General features: G+C 73.2%; 12 protein-coding genes. All 12 read right to left on the bottom strand.

Translation table 11 applies throughout. The features are described 5' to 3' along the window. Positions 1 to 80: 80 nt before the first annotated feature. Positions 81 to 1,952: a type II and III secretion system protein family protein gene (locus ETAA1_RS02305; RefSeq protein ID WP_145233957.1), complete on the bottom strand. Its 1,872-nt coding sequence runs from the start codon at positions 1,950 to 1,952 to the stop codon at positions 81 to 83. 239 nt (positions 1,953 to 2,191) lie between these two features. Next, positions 2,192 to 3,475 (bottom strand): Flp pilus assembly protein CpaB, encoded by a 1,284-nt coding sequence (cpaB, locus tag ETAA1_RS02300; protein ID WP_145233955.1) that lies wholly within the window; start codon positions 3,473 to 3,475, stop codon positions 2,192 to 2,194. 357 nt (positions 3,476 to 3,832) lie between these two features. Then, on the bottom strand, positions 3,833 to 4,630 hold the full coding sequence (locus tag ETAA1_RS02295; RefSeq protein WP_145233953.1) for a prepilin peptidase: 798 nt from the start codon (positions 4,628 to 4,630) through the stop codon (positions 3,833 to 3,835). Between the two features lie 104 nt (positions 4,631 to 4,734). Further along, the gene (locus ETAA1_RS02290; RefSeq protein WP_145233951.1) at positions 4,735 to 4,923 is read right to left on the bottom strand and encodes a Flp family type IVb pilin; all 189 of its coding nucleotides are present in this window, start codon (positions 4,921 to 4,923) and stop codon (positions 4,735 to 4,737) included. Between the two features lie 87 nt (positions 4,924 to 5,010). Continuing rightward, a complete protein-coding gene (locus tag ETAA1_RS02285; protein WP_202920603.1) occupies positions 5,011 to 5,202 on the bottom strand; it encodes a Flp family type IVb pilin in 192 nt (63 codons plus the stop codon). Between the two features lie 241 nt (positions 5,203 to 5,443). Further along, positions 5,444 to 6,349 carry a phosphotransferase gene (locus ETAA1_RS02280; protein WP_202920602.1) on the bottom strand — a complete coding sequence of 302 codons (906 nt, stop codon included), beginning with the start codon at positions 6,347 to 6,349 and terminating at the stop codon, positions 5,444 to 5,446. Between the two features lie 7 nt (positions 6,350 to 6,356). After that, positions 6,357 to 6,770: a VOC family protein gene (locus ETAA1_RS02275; RefSeq protein ID WP_145233947.1), complete on the bottom strand. Its 414-nt coding sequence runs from the start codon at positions 6,768 to 6,770 to the stop codon at positions 6,357 to 6,359. Between the two features lie 197 nt (positions 6,771 to 6,967). After that, on the bottom strand, positions 6,968 to 7,723 hold the full coding sequence (locus tag ETAA1_RS02270; protein WP_202920601.1) for an EAL domain-containing protein: 756 nt from the start codon (positions 7,721 to 7,723) through the stop codon (positions 6,968 to 6,970). Between the two features lie 135 nt (positions 7,724 to 7,858). Further along, positions 7,859 to 8,266: a VOC family protein gene (locus ETAA1_RS02265; RefSeq protein WP_145233945.1), complete on the bottom strand. Its 408-nt coding sequence runs from the start codon at positions 8,264 to 8,266 to the stop codon at positions 7,859 to 7,861. A gap of 67 nt (positions 8,267 to 8,333) precedes the next feature. After that, positions 8,334 to 9,635, bottom strand: a complete 1,302-nt coding sequence (locus tag ETAA1_RS02260) for an aminotransferase-like domain-containing protein (protein WP_145233943.1) — start codon at positions 9,633 to 9,635, stop codon at positions 8,334 to 8,336. 243 nt (positions 9,636 to 9,878) lie between these two features. Continuing rightward, on the bottom strand, positions 9,879 to 11,165 hold the full coding sequence (locus tag ETAA1_RS02255; protein ID WP_145233941.1) for a S1C family serine protease: 1,287 nt from the start codon (positions 11,163 to 11,165) through the stop codon (positions 9,879 to 9,881). Positions 11,166 to 11,480: 315 nt separating this feature from the next. Then, a complete protein-coding gene (locus tag ETAA1_RS02250; RefSeq protein ID WP_145233939.1) occupies positions 11,481 to 13,406 on the bottom strand; it encodes an FG-GAP repeat domain-containing protein in 1,926 nt (641 codons plus the stop codon). Positions 13,407 to 13,479: the final 73 nt, after the last annotated feature.

Genomic DNA, 13,479 nt, shown 5'->3' with positions numbered 1-13,479 from the left:
GGGGCGTCAGCCCCCGGCTTGTGGTTGTTCGTTCGCGGCAGAACCGGGGGCTGACGCCCCCGGCTCGCCGTCGGTGCACGTCACGGGCCGGTCGGGGCCGCGGGCAGGACCGCGGGTTCCGTCGGCGTCGACTCCACCGGCGAGCCGGGCACCGGCCGCAGGTTGCCGGGCTCGTCCGCCGGCACCACCGGCGGCAGCGTCGGCGTGATCGGCGCCACCCCGGGCTGCTCGTAGCTCGGGGCCGACACCGGGGTCACCGGGGCGACCGGGGCCGGCTGAACCGGGATGGTCACCGTGACCGGGGCCGCCGGCGGGGCGGTCACCGGGGTCGGCCGCACCATCTGGGCCGCGTGGCCGTGGGCCGCGGGCGTGCCGCAGTTCCCCGTCGCACAGCCGCCGGGCAGCATCGTGCCGTTCGGACCGTAGCACACGTTCCCGACGCACGGGTAAACACCGGCCGGGTCGCACTTCCACGCCGCGTTGTAGCAGCGGCCGTTCCACACCTTCCGTTGGCCGCGGGGGGCCTCCAGAATGTTTTCCAAGAATAGTTCATAATCGTCGGGGCTGCGCGTCTCCCGGCCCGGCAGGCGGCGCGGCACCTGGTTGCAGTCCAGCGGGTGGACCAGCCGCGGCGTCACCAGGATCACGAGCTCACTCTCCCGCTCCTCGTACCGGATGCTGCTGAACAGGGTGCCGGCGTACGGCAGGTCGCCGAGGACCGGCACCTTGTTGGCCGTGGCCTGCACGCTGTTCTGGATCAGCCCGCCGATGGCGAACGTCTGGCCGCTCTCCAGCTCGACGGCCACCTCGACGGAGTTCTGGTTGAACCCGGGCGTGGCCCCGAACGTGGTCTGGATGCCCAACCCCTGGTTCACGGTGCGGGTCCGCGGCTGAACCTCCAGCCAGATCTTGCCGTTGCCCATCACGATGGGGACGACGTTCAGCGTGGTGCCGATGTCCTCGAGCTGCACGCCGGGGCCGTTGATGCCGCTGGCCGGCCCGAGGATGGCCTGCTGGCCGCCGGCCTGGAACTTGGCGGGGCGGCCGCTCTGCGTCACGACGCGCGGCTCGGCCAGGAACTTCGCCATCCCCTCGGTCCGCAGCGCCTGCAGGGCGCTGAAGAAGCCGGCCGGGGCGATGCCCAGCTGGAGGTTGGCGTTCGGGCTGAACGCCACGGTGCCGCTGCCGAACCCGGTCGGCGGCGTCAGCAGGCCGCTGACCAGGCTGCTGAACGTCGCGCTCTGGCCGCTGACGGCGAAGTCGAACCCGCGGCTGCGGATCTCGCTCCGGTCCACGGTGGCGATGACCACGTCGATCTGCACCTGCTGGACGCCACCGATCTGCAGCATGTTGATGACGTTGCCCGGGGTGCCGCCGACCTGGCTGACGGCCAGCCGGTAGATCGTGTCGGCCTCCTGCGGCGTCGTCACGTACCCGCTCAGGATGAGCGTGTTGCCCAGGCCCGGCGTCACGTCGACGTTGGCCGTCGGGGCGGTGCGGGCGATGATCGTCTTGAGCAGCTCGAAGTCCGGCTGCACGACCACGTCGTAGGTCTGCCGCGGCCGGTCCTTGAACAGCAGGGTGATCTGCGCCAGCCCCGGCGCGCGGCCGGTCAGCAGCAGCACCTTCGGGTTGTTCGGGTCGGTGCGGACCTGGACGAAGTCCTCGCGGCTGACCAGGATGTCGGCCGGGATGTCCGGGAGCTTGTTGTCGAACCGGACGAACCCGCCCACCGGGATGATGAGGGCGTTCGTGCGCGGGTCGATTTTGACGTTGGCGACGCCGGTGTCGCGGTCCGGCGGGGCGTTCTTGGGATCGACCTTGGTGTCCTGGGCGGCCACGGCGGGGAGCGCCGGGAGGCCGGGGGGCTGGCCCTGGACGAGCCCGGCAATGCCGGCCGTCAGCACCAACCCCATCAGGATCGGCCGTCGGTGGGTAGCGGTCGGGTGCATCCGTTCACCTCTCCTCGCGTAGGGGGCGGGGCGGCCCGCCCCGCGTTCCGGTCCGGTTCCCTCTCACCCGGGCCTGGGTGGGAGGAGGCGTTCCCCGGGCGGTCCCGGGGTGGCGGCCGTGGATCGGTCCGCCGGGGCGACCCACCCCCCCGGCCGGCGTCGTGCCGACCGGGCTGGCAGGTTTGGTTCGTCGGGGACCGAGGGACTGAGTGATCTCCCTCGGTCCGTCGGTCTCAGTCTCAGTCCACCCGCTGCTCGGGGACGGGGGTGGGCGTCGGCTTCGGGGCCGGGGCGGCGTCCGGGGCCGGGGCAGCGGACTCGGCCGTCGCCTGGCCGCGCACCTCGCCGACCAACCGCCACCGACCCGGCGCCCACTCCTCGTAGCGGAACGTCTTGCTGCCCGTCCCGGTGTGCACGGTCACGTCGCGGGTCGGCCGCACCGGCTCCGGCGCCTTCGTCACCGGCGGCGGGGGCGGGTCGAGCTTCGGCAGCGGGTCGCCGACCAGGCCCGGCGTCACCCACTGGCCCTTGCCCAGCCCGCTGCGGAGCGTCTTGCCGGCCACCGTACTCAGGTCGGTGACGGCGTCGCCGGCCACGTCCTTCGGCAGTTCGCGGGTGCCGAACACCGTCTCGTCGGCGATCAGGTCGGCCGTCAGCTCGGTGCCGCCCTTGATGTCCACCAGGGCGTACGGCACGCGGACGGTCTCCGGCTTGGGCGTCGGCGTCGGGGCGACCTCGGGGGCCGGGGTCGGCGCCGGCGTCTCGGGCTTGGTCAGCGACACCGCGTCGGTCTTGCGCCCGCCCTCGCCGGCCAGGGCCACGCCGGCCGGGTTCTTGTCGTCCTGGAGCAGCGTGATGACCTCGTCGATGTTGAAGCTCTTGTCGTTGTCGGTCACCTCGTCCGGGTTGCGGAGGAGGAGGCTCATCTGGCACCCGCGGCCCTTCGCCAGCTCCAACACCAGCCCCTGCTTGCGGTCGGCGGCGAACGACACGGTGTTGACCGCCGTGGCCTGCGTGTTCGGGTCGATGGTGGTCTGCCCGTTGACGGCGAGGATCAGCATGTTGGTCAGGATCGGCATGGCCGTCAGCTTGTTGTTCAGGGAGACGAACGCCAGCACGTCCACCTTGGCGCCCGGCTGGGCCAGCCCGGCGGCGGCGCGGGCGGTGTCCAGCTGGAGGGTCAGCAGTTGCTTGCCCGGGGGCAGGCGGATGCCGCCCTTCATCAGGTCCTTGCGGCTGATCGTCTCCTCGGCCCGGATCGGCCGCGACAGCCGGCGCTCCACCGCCTCCTCCGGCGACTCGATGATGTCGGTCGGCACGGCGTCCTTGGACACCTTCTTGGTCTTGAAGTACTTCTGCAGGTCTTCCTTCCCGATCCCCACGCCCACGGGGATGTCGGTGGCGGCGACGACGACGTCGACCGTCTCGACCTGCGGCTTTGCGTTCATCTGGCTGGTCAGGAACGCGGCCACGAGCCCGCACCCGACCGCCACCACCATCAGGATCAAGTTCTTCTGCTTCATGGGTGCCACCCCTCGGAGACAATCAGGACCCGCGGCGGGCCGCCCGGTCGTCTCACGCGAGGGGTGAGACGAGCGCGGGCGGGCTATCCCGTCCGTGTTCGTCAGCGCTCCGCACCGCGGCCGGTCGCCCGGGCTGGGTCGCCGTTCCGGGTCGTGCCCGGGGTGGCGGCTCCCTCAACCCTAGCGGATGTTCCCGGCCTTCGCGTCGTGCGGGGTTTGCTTCCCCGCCCTCAGAATCGTCCGGGCGGGTGCGGTTTCTTCAGTTATTGCAGTCGGGCCGGCCGTACCGCCTTTGCCCAGGTTAACGCTCGTGCGAGTCACGCCGGATTCGTCGGGCCGGTTTCCAGCCGGCCGGCGTCAGCCGCCCAGCGGCAGCACCCACGCCAGGTACAGCAGGAACCCGACGCACAGCGGGATGCCGTACGGCAGCTTGTCCCAGATCTTGCGGCGCTCCTGGGCGCGGTCCGACGCGACGCCGGGGCTGCCGCTGGCGATCAGCTGCAGGTCGGTGAAGATCTCGCGGACCATGTGAACGTTGGCCCCCCACTTCCGCCGCATCAGGATCATGACGAGCCCGAACGCCCCGCCGGCGATGGCGCCGAACGCGAACGCCCAGAACACGACGCCCGCGGTGTGGAGGTGCGTCAGGTCGGCCGGGCCGGCCGGGCCGGTGGCGCCGAAGTAGGCGCCGACCCACGCCCCGAAGCCCATCTGCATCTTCACGTCGCCCGCGCCCACGCCGCCGATCAGCAGGATCGGCAGCAGCAGGCCGAGGCCGACGGCGGTGCCGAGGAGCGACATCTGGAACCCGCCGGTGCCGGCGTCGACCGGCACGTTCAGGTCGTGGAGCAGGCCGAGCATCCAGCCGCTGAGCACCAGCGGCATGGTGACCCAGTTCGGCACCTTGAGCGCCCACCCGTCGATGAACGCGGCGAGGATCATGCCGGCGCAGATGACGGCGAGCGGGCCGTAGTTGGTGGTGGTCGGGAAGGCCAGCGCCCAGAGCTGGTGGGCGGCGGCGCCGGCGGCGACCCACACGAGGGCCAGGGCCGGCATCCGGGCCAGGTGCAGCACGAACTCGCGGTCGATGCCGAGCGAGTCGTCGTGGGCGGCCGGGGCGGCGGCCGGGGCCGGCGGGGTCAGCAGCTCAGGCATTGGGGGTCTCGAGTGGCGGGCGATTCGGGGGCGCGCTACACGCGCCGCGGGCCGGGCCGAAAACCGGTCCGGCCCGCGGTGGTCGCGCTTGGGGGACCGGGCACTCAGCTGCCGCTGGTCGGCTTGATGGCCGACCCGACGAAGCTGAACGTGCTGTTGGCGTTGCTGCCGAGCGTGGTCACGGCGGCGATGCAGACGACGATGATGAGCGCGAGCATGACGGCGTACTCGACCGCGGTCGGGCCGTCTTCCTTCTTGAGGAACGAGACGAGGCTCTTGGTGATGTTCTTCATGGTCCGGTCTCCCTGTGTGGTGGTCGGTTGTGGTCTGGGGTCGTCGTCCGCCGCGGGTTCCCCGGCCCGCGGCGGCCGGCCCGCCGGCTACGAGCCGGCGGGCTTGGTCGAATCTTGCAGCTTCGGGTTCGCGTACGTCGAGTTCGTCGTGCTCCCGATCCCGCTGACCGAGATGATCACCGCGACGATCAGGGCTAGGACGACCGCGTACTCGACAGCCGTGGGGCCGTCTTCCTTTTTGAGGAAGTCGACCGCGGCCTGAGTCATTCGGCCGAGCATGGCTCCTCTCCGGTGTTCGCTGGAGGCGAGGTCGCCGCCGGCGGCGTGGCTCCCGTCCCCCCGCCCCCGCACGGCAGGCGGGATGGGGTGGTACGGGCGGCGAGCCGTTCCGGCCGGGCCGGCGTTCGACTCACGCCCGAACCGTAGAGCACTCGCCGAACGAGTCAAATTTGCGGTTCGGGGAATTCCGCGGACTGTGCCGGCGGGGCCGGTGGTATCGGCGGGCGCGAAGGGACGTGCGCTACGGGCTCAGCCGGTCCAGCAGTGCGGTCAGCCGCGGCGCCGCCGACGGCGGGCCGCCGCGGGCCACCCACGCCGCCGCGGCGCAGGCCACGCCAGTGTCGGCGAGCAGTTGCGCGAAGGCGTCGGACTCGTCGCACCGTCCGCCGGCAGCGCGGTAGGCGGCGAGTCCGGCGCCGAGCCGCGACGGCCCGGGAAACCCGCCGAACAAGCGGGCCAGATCGACGGCGACGTGGTCGGTCTGGACGGCGCCGAAGTCGATGAGCCCGACGACCGCATTCCCCGAGAAGCGAACGTGTTCCGGCCACACGTCGACGAGGCACGGCTGGAGCGGAACCGGCCGCGCCGCCCACGGTTGCAGCGCGGACCGCGCCACGGCCAGGAACGGCGGTAGCGTTCGAAGCGCCCGCCGCACCGCGTCGCCGAACGGGCCGGCGGGGACGGGGCGGTTGGCGTCCCAGTCGGCGATGACGCCCAACCGGCGGAGCACCGCGGGCGCCGGGCCGGTCGCGGACGTGCGCCACGCCGCGTGGACCGCCGCCAGCGCCGCCGCGGCCGAGCTCACGCGCGCCGCCGACGGCTCGCCCCGCTCCGGTTCGCCGTCGGCCCACGAGCTCAAGTCCCAGGCGCGGCCGGCGACGACGACGACGGTATCGCCGCCGGGCGTGGCGTGCACCCGCGGGACGTATGGCAGGTGTGTGAGGAGTGCGACACGGGCGTGAATTGCGGCGAGGCGCGACGGCGGAAAATCGGCCGGCCACGCCTTCAGCGCGAGCCGTGGTGTGCCGTCCGGTTCGGTGCCGCGCCAGACCGCGGCGCCGCTGAACCCGCCGCCGACGGGTTCCCACCTCAGCCCCGCGGTGCGGGCGCCGTACCGCGCGACGACGGGGAGCGGGTTGGGGGACACGACCGGATCACCCCTCGTCCAGCCGCGCGGCGCCGGCCGTCGCCGGGTCGTAGGGCGTGAGCCACTGTAACACCTCGATCCGGTTCCCGTCCGGGTCCGACACGAAGAACCGATCGGCCCCCGGGATCGGCGTCGTCTCGCGCGTCGGCACGCCGAGGCCGGCCAGGTGCGCCCGCGCCGCCGCGGCGTCGGTCACGCGCAGGCAGAAGTGCCGCGGACTCTCCGTGTCCGGGGCGTCCTTCTTCAGCAGGTGGAGCGTGTGGCCGCCGCCGAGGTCGAACCACAGGGCCACGAAGTCGAACGTGCGCGGCTTCGGGATTTCCGTCAGCCCCAGCAGGCCGGCGTAGAACGCCCGGCTCCGCGCCACGTCGGTGACGAGCACCGAGACGTGGTCGAGGTGGGTCACGGTCAGGCCCGGCATGGCGTCCCCTCCGCGGGGGGGTCGGGAGAGTCATCGGCATCCCAGGCCCGAGCCGCGGATGTCGACGGAGTATGATTCCGATTTTGTAGCCGTGCCCTCACCGGTTGGTGAGCTCGACTTCGACCCAGTAGACGTGCTCGGAGTACCGCCGCCCCGCGCCCGACCGCCCCGGCACGAAGTCCGGTACGGGTCGTGCCTTAGTGGTGCGCCGGCCACCGCACCTCCGGGAGCGACTCCACGGCCGGCCGCGCCAGCAGGAATCCCTGCACGTATCGAACGCCGAGGTCGCGCAGCGCCGTCAGCTCGCCTTCCGTCTCGACCCCCTCCGCGATGACGCCGATGCCCAGGTCGGCGCACGCCGCGAGCACCCCGTGGACGATGGCCCGCCGCGGCCGGCTGGCGTCGATGCCGCGGCACAGCCCCATGTCCAGCTTGATCAGGTCCGGCTGGAGGTCGGCCAGCAGGTTCAGGCCCGAGTGTCCGGCGCCGAAGTCGTCGATGGCGATCCGCAGCCCCTGCCGCTGGCACTCGCGGACCGCCTCGGCCACGACCGGCAGGTCGGCCACCTCCTCGCCCTCGGTCAGCTCGAAGATGATGCGGTCGGGCGGTACGGCGTAGTGCCGGGCCGCCTGCAGGGTCGCCCGCAGGCACGTCTCGGTGTGGTACAGGGCGTTCGGCAGGAAGTTGATGCACAGCCCGGCGGGCGGCCCCAGGCGGGTGGCCAGGGCCAGCGCCTTGGTGCGGCAGCGCTGGTCGAAGTGGTAGCGGGCGGACTCGGTGACCAGGTCGAACACCGCCGCGGCGCCCTCGCCGCCGGGGCCGCGGACGAGCGCCTCGTAGGCGAACACGGTGCGGGCTTCCAGGTCGGCGATCGGCTGGAAGGCCATGGTAAATTCGATGCCGTGGCCGGGCCGCGCCGCGGCCGGGGGGAGGGCGTCTCGGACCGCGGTCATGGCGGGTGCCCGCGAGAGGGTCGGGGGGGGCGAACCGCAGGGCGACGTGTTCCCCCGACTGTATCGGCCCGCCGCCGCGGCCGCTACCGCGGTGCGGCCGGAAAAGTGTGGATTCGGCTGCGGCGTGAGGGTTTTTCAGGTCGGGGAAGAAGTCGGAGCCGGCGGCGCCTTCGGCTCCCACAGTTCGACCTTGTTGCCGTCGGGATCGAGTACCCAGGCGAAGCGGCCGTTGAAGTCGGCGTCCGGCCCCTTGAGCACGTCGACGCCGCCGGCCCGGAGCTGGGCCAGGATGCCGTCGAGGTCGTCGACGCGGTAGTTGATCATGAACGGGGCGGTGCTGGGGGCGAACCACTGGGTGTCGGGCTTGGCGACGTGCCAGACGGTGACGCCCTTGTCGTCGGCGGTGTCGTCGGGCCAGCGGAGGACGGCGCCGCCCCAGGGTTCGAGCGTGAGGCCGAGGTACGTCTGGTACCACGCGGCGAGGGCCTTGTGGTCGCCGGTGCTCTTGAAGAACACGCCGCCGATGCCGGTGACCCGCGCCATGTCGAACCTCACGGTCTGGTGACTCCCCGGCCGCCGGGGGGAAGGCTACCCGACGGCCCGGGCGCTGTCAAACCGCCGCCAGGCCGCGGGCGCCGGCGCGTTCCAGCGTGCGGTACGCCGCCCGCAGCCGCCGCACGCCTTCGCGCACGCCGGCCGCGTCCGCCACGCCGAAGCTCAGCCGGCACTCGTTCCGCGGCAGCTCCCCGCCCTCGCCCGGGACGTGGCCGAACTCGCCCGGCACGTACAGCACGCCCGCCTCCAGCGCCGCCGGCACCAACGGCCCGGCCGGCCCCGCGTCCACGCCCGGCGGCAGCGTCAGCCACACGTACAGGCCGCCGCCCGGCACCGTCCACGACGCCCCCGGCACGTCGCCGAACTCCGCGTCCAGCGCCGCCAGCATCGCGTCCCGCTTCGCCCGGTACACCCGCCGCAGCTCCTCGACGTGCCGGTCGAACGCGCCCGACGCCAACAGTCGGTCCACGACGTGCTGCGCCAGGTTGGCCGAGCCGAAGTCGTGGTTCCCCTTCAGGTGCAGGACCGGCGCCACCAGGTCCGACGGCAGCAGCGCGTAGCCGAGCTTCAGGCCCGGCGACAGCGGCTTCGAGAACGTGCTGGCGTAGGCCACGAACTCGTTCGTGGGGTCGAACCGCTTCACGCTCGGCAGGTCGGGGCCGGTGTACCGCAGCTCGCGGTACGCCGCGTCCTCCAGGATCAGGATGCGGTGCTCCGTGCTGTACTTCTTCACCACCTCGACGAGTTTCGGCCGGCGGTCGGCGGCGAGCGTCAGGCCGGTGGGGTTCTGGAAGTAATCGACCGTGTACACGAGCTTGACGCGGCCCAGCTCGCCGCGGCGCTTCAGGTCGGCGAGTTTGGCGTCGAGCGCGGCCACGTCCAGGCCGCCGTCGTCCATCGGGACCGGCACGACGCGCACGCCGTGGCTCTGCAACACGCCGTGGTAGACGAAGTACGACGGCGCCTCGGCCAGCACGATGTCGCCCGGGTCGAACAGCGCCTCGCCGAGGAGGTACAGCAACTGCTGCGAGCCGGTAGTGAGCACCACGTCGTCGGGTGACAGGCCGATGTCACCGGGCGTGACGCCGTCGGCGGCGCAGACGTGGCGCAGCACCTTCTCGCGCAGCGACGGCAGCCCCTGGGTGGAGCCGTACTGCAGCGCGGCGCGGCCGGCGGCGGGGTCGGCCATGATGGCGGCGACGGCGGCGGCCACGTCGGCGGTCGGCAGCGACCCCTCGTCCACGAGCCCGGCGGCCAGCGAGATGAGGCCGGGCGTCTCGAGCGCCTTCTGGATGAAGAAGGTGATCGGCGAGTCGGTGGTCCGGCCGGAGCGGTCGGACAGCGGCAGCGGCGGCATGGCGGGGTCCTTCGAGAGAAACGAAAACGGCCCCGGAGAGTGACTCCGGGGCCGACGGTGGTTCGGGTGCGAACGCGGGTCGGGGCCGGAGTCAGCTCGGGGCTGCGGCTGCGACTGCGACGACGACGGCGAGGACCGCGGGGGCGGTCGGCGCGGGCCGGTGGTGGCGGGGCGTCGTCATGGTGGGGAAGTGTATCCCGCGCCGCGGGGTGCGGCAAGTTCCGCCGCAAGCGGCGGCAGGGGTCACCGCCCGCCGGCGCGGACGCGGCCCAGCAGCTGGCGCGCCCGCTCGCGGTACTGCTCGGGCAGGCCGTCCACCGTCTCCGCCGACACCGTCCGGCCGTTCTCCGTCACCTCGATCTTCGTCGGCGACAGGCCCGCGGCGCCCACCGTGCCCACGATGTTGAACCGCACGCCGTTCTCCTCGCCGGTCACCGTCGCCTCGCCGTCGCGCACCTCGACCGTCACGCCGCTGGACCGGACCCCGTCCCGCGCCCGCTCGCGGGCGGCGTCCACCAGCGGCCGGCCGTCGGGGCCGACGATCGGGGCCAGCTCGCGGAACAGCTTGTCGCGGTCGGCCATCAGACCGCCGTCGGCCGCCGGCAGCACCACGCCGCGGACCGCCACGCGCTTGCCGTCGCGCATCACCGCCAGCTCGTGCGGCGCGCCGGCCTTCGCCCGCTGCACCTGCGCCACGAACGCGCTCGGGTCGTCGGTCACCGGCTGGCCGGCGAACTCGACGATCACGTCGTTGGCCTTCACGCCGGCCTTCGCGGCGGGGGTGTTCGGCAGCACCTCGGCGGCCATCACGCCGCGGCCGGCCGGGACGTTCAGGTCCTCGGCCACGCCGGGGGCCAGCCGCTCGACGCGGACGCCGAGCCGGCCGTTGCCGCCGCGGGCGCCGGGCACCGGCGGGAAGGCCAGCTCGAACAGTTGCGGCGGAATCTGCGGCCCGCCGCGGCCGTCGTTCAGCGCCTGCCGCATCAGCTCGGTCGCCTGCCGCCGCAGCGCCTCGGCCCGCTCGGGGTTGTTCGGGTCTTCGGCCATCAGCTGCGCCGCCTTGAGCAGCAGCGCCTGCCCGCGCAGGACGGCGTCCAGGTCGGGGTCGCCGACGCCGCGGCGCGGGAAGTCGGGCCGCGGCACCACGGGCACCGGCCGCGCCTCGCCGTCGCGGCGGACCGGCGGCGCCACGCGCGGCACGTCCGGCCGCGGGTCCGCCCGCGGCTCGGCGCGCGGGGGAACGGGGGCGTCGCCCTCGCGCGGGCGGACCCACGCCTTGCCGGCGAGCGCCTTTTCCAGCGCCTCCAGCTTGGCCCGCACGTCGTCCACGTTCTCGCCCTTCTTGGCCGCGGACTCGACCGCCTCGCGGAGCGCCGCCAGTTCCGGCGGCGGGCCGACGCGGACCTCCTTGGGGTCGAACCGCGGCGGCGGGTCGTCGGCCTTCTTGGCGTCGTCCTGGCGGGCGAGCGCGGCGCCGCTCAGCGTCAGCAGCGCGACTGCGGCGGCCGCGGGGCGGAACAGGCGGAACATCGGATGGCCTCCTGGGGTTCGACCGTCACCCATGATTGCCCGGCCGGGGAGGCGCGCTCGCCCGGCCAGTTGCGGTCATTATCCGCCGGGCGGGCAAGGGGTGCAACCGCGCCGCGGCGGCCGTTACGTTCCGGGTACGCGGGCCGACACTCGGGCCGCGATCATTGTGTGTCACCGACCCCCCCGGGGGGTCGCGGCACGAATTGAGTCCATGCCACAAATGAGTATTGGATCGAAGCCGCGGGTCGTCTTCGGACGCAACTCCAGGATGTGCCAAGCCCTGCGTCGTTCACGCCGGGCGATGTGAGGCTCCGTCTACGGCACCGCCGGCGTCCGCGGGTTGCGGAGGTAGTACAGGCGGCCGTCCTCGGCGCCGATCACCAGGTCCGGAACGCCGTTACCGTCGAAGTCCACCGCCGCGGGGTGCGTGTCGTGCCCCTCGATGTTCCGCTCCGCCACGTCGCCCTTGTCCTCGAACAACCAGCGCCCCGGCTCGGCCCGCACCTGCCGGTACAGCCGCGCGTTCGCGCCGTTCGCCAGCACGTCGAGCTTGCCGTCGCCGTCCCAATCGACGACGCACAGCTTGCGCCGGCCGCTCCGGCCCGCGGTGCCGGTCGTCAGCCGCAGCGGTTCGCCGGCGGCGTCGCACAGCGCCCGCACCGGCGGCAGCAGCACGAGCCGGCCGTCGCGGCGCGCCCGCTCGAAGAACGCCAGATAGCCCTCGTGGTCGAGCATCACCAGATCGACGAGCCCGTCGCGGTTCCAGTCCACGGCCACGGGCGTGGTGCGCCACTGCGTCAGCAGTTCGTCGCCGCGCGGGCGGAGCCAGCCCCACGCCAGCGTCGGCTGCGGCGCCCGCCACGCCACCTCGATCGGCTCCGCGGCCGCGAGCTTCGGCGCGCGGCGGGTGCCGACGTTGCGATACCACACGACGCGACCCCAGATCGAATTCACGACCAGGTCGGGCAGGCCGTCGGCGTCCCAGTCGGCGGCGGTGAGCGTGGTGTAGCCCCACTTCGCCTCGCACGGCCCCTGGATGGAGCCGTTCGGGCCGGCCTGGATGCGCACCACCTGGCCCGCGGCGTCGAGCCGGCGCGGCACCGCCCAGCGCGGCCGCTCCACCCCGGGGCCGCTCAGGTTCTCCAGGAATTCGAGGTAGCCCGCGGTGTTGCCGACGATCAGGTCGGTGTCGCCGTCGCCGTCCCAGTCGACCGCGGCCGGCGCGGCGAGGGCGCCGACCTTCACCTCGTCGGCCTCCTGGCGGAAGTAGCGCGGCGGCAGGAACACCGGCAGGCCGTCCCGGACGCGGCCGGTGTTCTCGATCCAGGCGACGCGGCCGTCCTCGTCGCCGACGATCAGGTCCGCGTCGCCGTCGCCGTCCCAGTCGAGGGCGGTCGGCGTGATCATTTGCAGGTCCATCGTCAGCGGCGCGCCGGCGTGCGTCGTGAGGCGCCGGCCGGGGGCGTAGCGCGGCTCGCGGCGGGTGCCGACGTTCTCGAAGTACGTGAACCCGTCGAGGAACTCGCCGCACAGCAAGTCCAGGTCGCCGTCGCCGTCGAAGTCGGCGAGGTTGGGGCACGGCCAGCCGAACGTCTCGACGGGCCGGTCGCCGGCCATGAGTTTGGCGGGCTCGGCGTAGACCGGCGCGGCGGTGGTGCCGGTGTTGCGGCGGACGTAGACGAAGCCGCGGAGCGGGCCGCGCGTCCACTTCCCGGTGGCGTCGTAGCCGTTGTCCCAGCCGTAGTCGGTCCAGTCGTCGGAGCCGATGACGAGGTCGAGGGCGCCGTCGCCGTCGTGGTCGGCGTAGCGCCAGAAGTTGCCGCGGACCTTGTTCGGGTGCGGGTTCGCGGCCGCCGGCAGCTTCACGCCCTTGTCGAGGCCGGTCTTCTTGAAGTCGGGGTACTCGACGCCCGGCGACAGCACCCGTGCCACGCCGCCGACGTGGCTGACGAGCACGTTCTGCAAGCCCTTGCTGATGCGCTTGCCGGGCTTGAACACGGGGAAGGTGCCGCCCGGGTTCTCGAACACGTACACGCCGTTCGACGGCTTGTCGGGGCAGTTCACGACCAGGTCGAGGTCGCCGTCGCCGTCGAAGTCCATCGGCAGCGGCCACGCCCAGAGGCCGACGCCGAGGTCGGTGACGAGGCCGGGGTGGTTGTACTTCAGGCGGTCGAGCGGCTGGGCGCCGGCGGCGGGGGCGGCGGCCAGGAGCGCGAGCGCGGCGAGGGTGAGGTGGCGCATGCGGGCATCATCGCCGACCGCGGGCGGGGGTGCAACCGTGGCCGGGTCTCGGTTTCAGGCCGAAGGCCTGGGA

The organism is Urbifossiella limnaea, from assembly GCF_007747215.1.
Classification (GTDB): domain Bacteria; phylum Planctomycetota; class Planctomycetia; order Gemmatales; family Gemmataceae; genus Urbifossiella; species Urbifossiella limnaea.
This window is presented reverse-complemented; position numbering and strand designations above follow the sequence as displayed.

What these genes read in the sequence shown, in the direction of transcription:
- ETAA1_RS02305 (WP_145233957.1), bottom strand. Translation starts at nt 1,952, where the DNA reads ATGCACCCGACCGCTACCCACCGACGGCCGATCCTGATGGGGTTGGTG.
- cpaB (WP_145233955.1), bottom strand. Translation starts at nt 3,475, where the DNA reads ATGAAGCAGAAGAACTTGATCCTGATGGTGGTGGCGGTCGGGTGCGGG.
- ETAA1_RS02295 (WP_145233953.1), bottom strand. Translation starts at nt 4,630, where the DNA reads ATGCCTGAGCTGCTGACCCCGCCGGCCCCGGCCGCCGCCCCGGCCGCC.
- ETAA1_RS02290 (WP_145233951.1), bottom strand. Translation starts at nt 4,923, where the DNA reads ATGAAGAACATCACCAAGAGCCTCGTCTCGTTCCTCAAGAAGGAAGAC.
- ETAA1_RS02285 (WP_202920603.1), bottom strand. Translation starts at nt 5,202, where the DNA reads ATGCTCGGCCGAATGACTCAGGCCGCGGTCGACTTCCTCAAAAAGGAA.
- ETAA1_RS02275 (WP_145233947.1), bottom strand. Translation starts at nt 6,770, where the DNA reads ATGCCGGGCCTGACCGTGACCCACCTCGACCACGTCTCGGTGCTCGTC.
- ETAA1_RS02270 (WP_202920601.1), bottom strand. Translation starts at nt 7,723, where the DNA reads ATGACCGCGGTCCGAGACGCCCTCCCCCCGGCCGCGGCGCGGCCCGGC.
- ETAA1_RS02265 (WP_145233945.1), bottom strand. Translation starts at nt 8,266, where the DNA reads ATGGCGCGGGTCACCGGCATCGGCGGCGTGTTCTTCAAGAGCACCGGC.
- ETAA1_RS02260 (WP_145233943.1), bottom strand. Translation starts at nt 9,635, where the DNA reads ATGCCGCCGCTGCCGCTGTCCGACCGCTCCGGCCGGACCACCGACTCG.
- ETAA1_RS02255 (WP_145233941.1), bottom strand. Translation starts at nt 11,165, where the DNA reads ATGTTCCGCCTGTTCCGCCCCGCGGCCGCCGCAGTCGCGCTGCTGACG.
- ETAA1_RS02250 (WP_145233939.1), bottom strand. Translation starts at nt 13,406, where the DNA reads ATGCGCCACCTCACCCTCGCCGCGCTCGCGCTCCTGGCCGCCGCCCCC.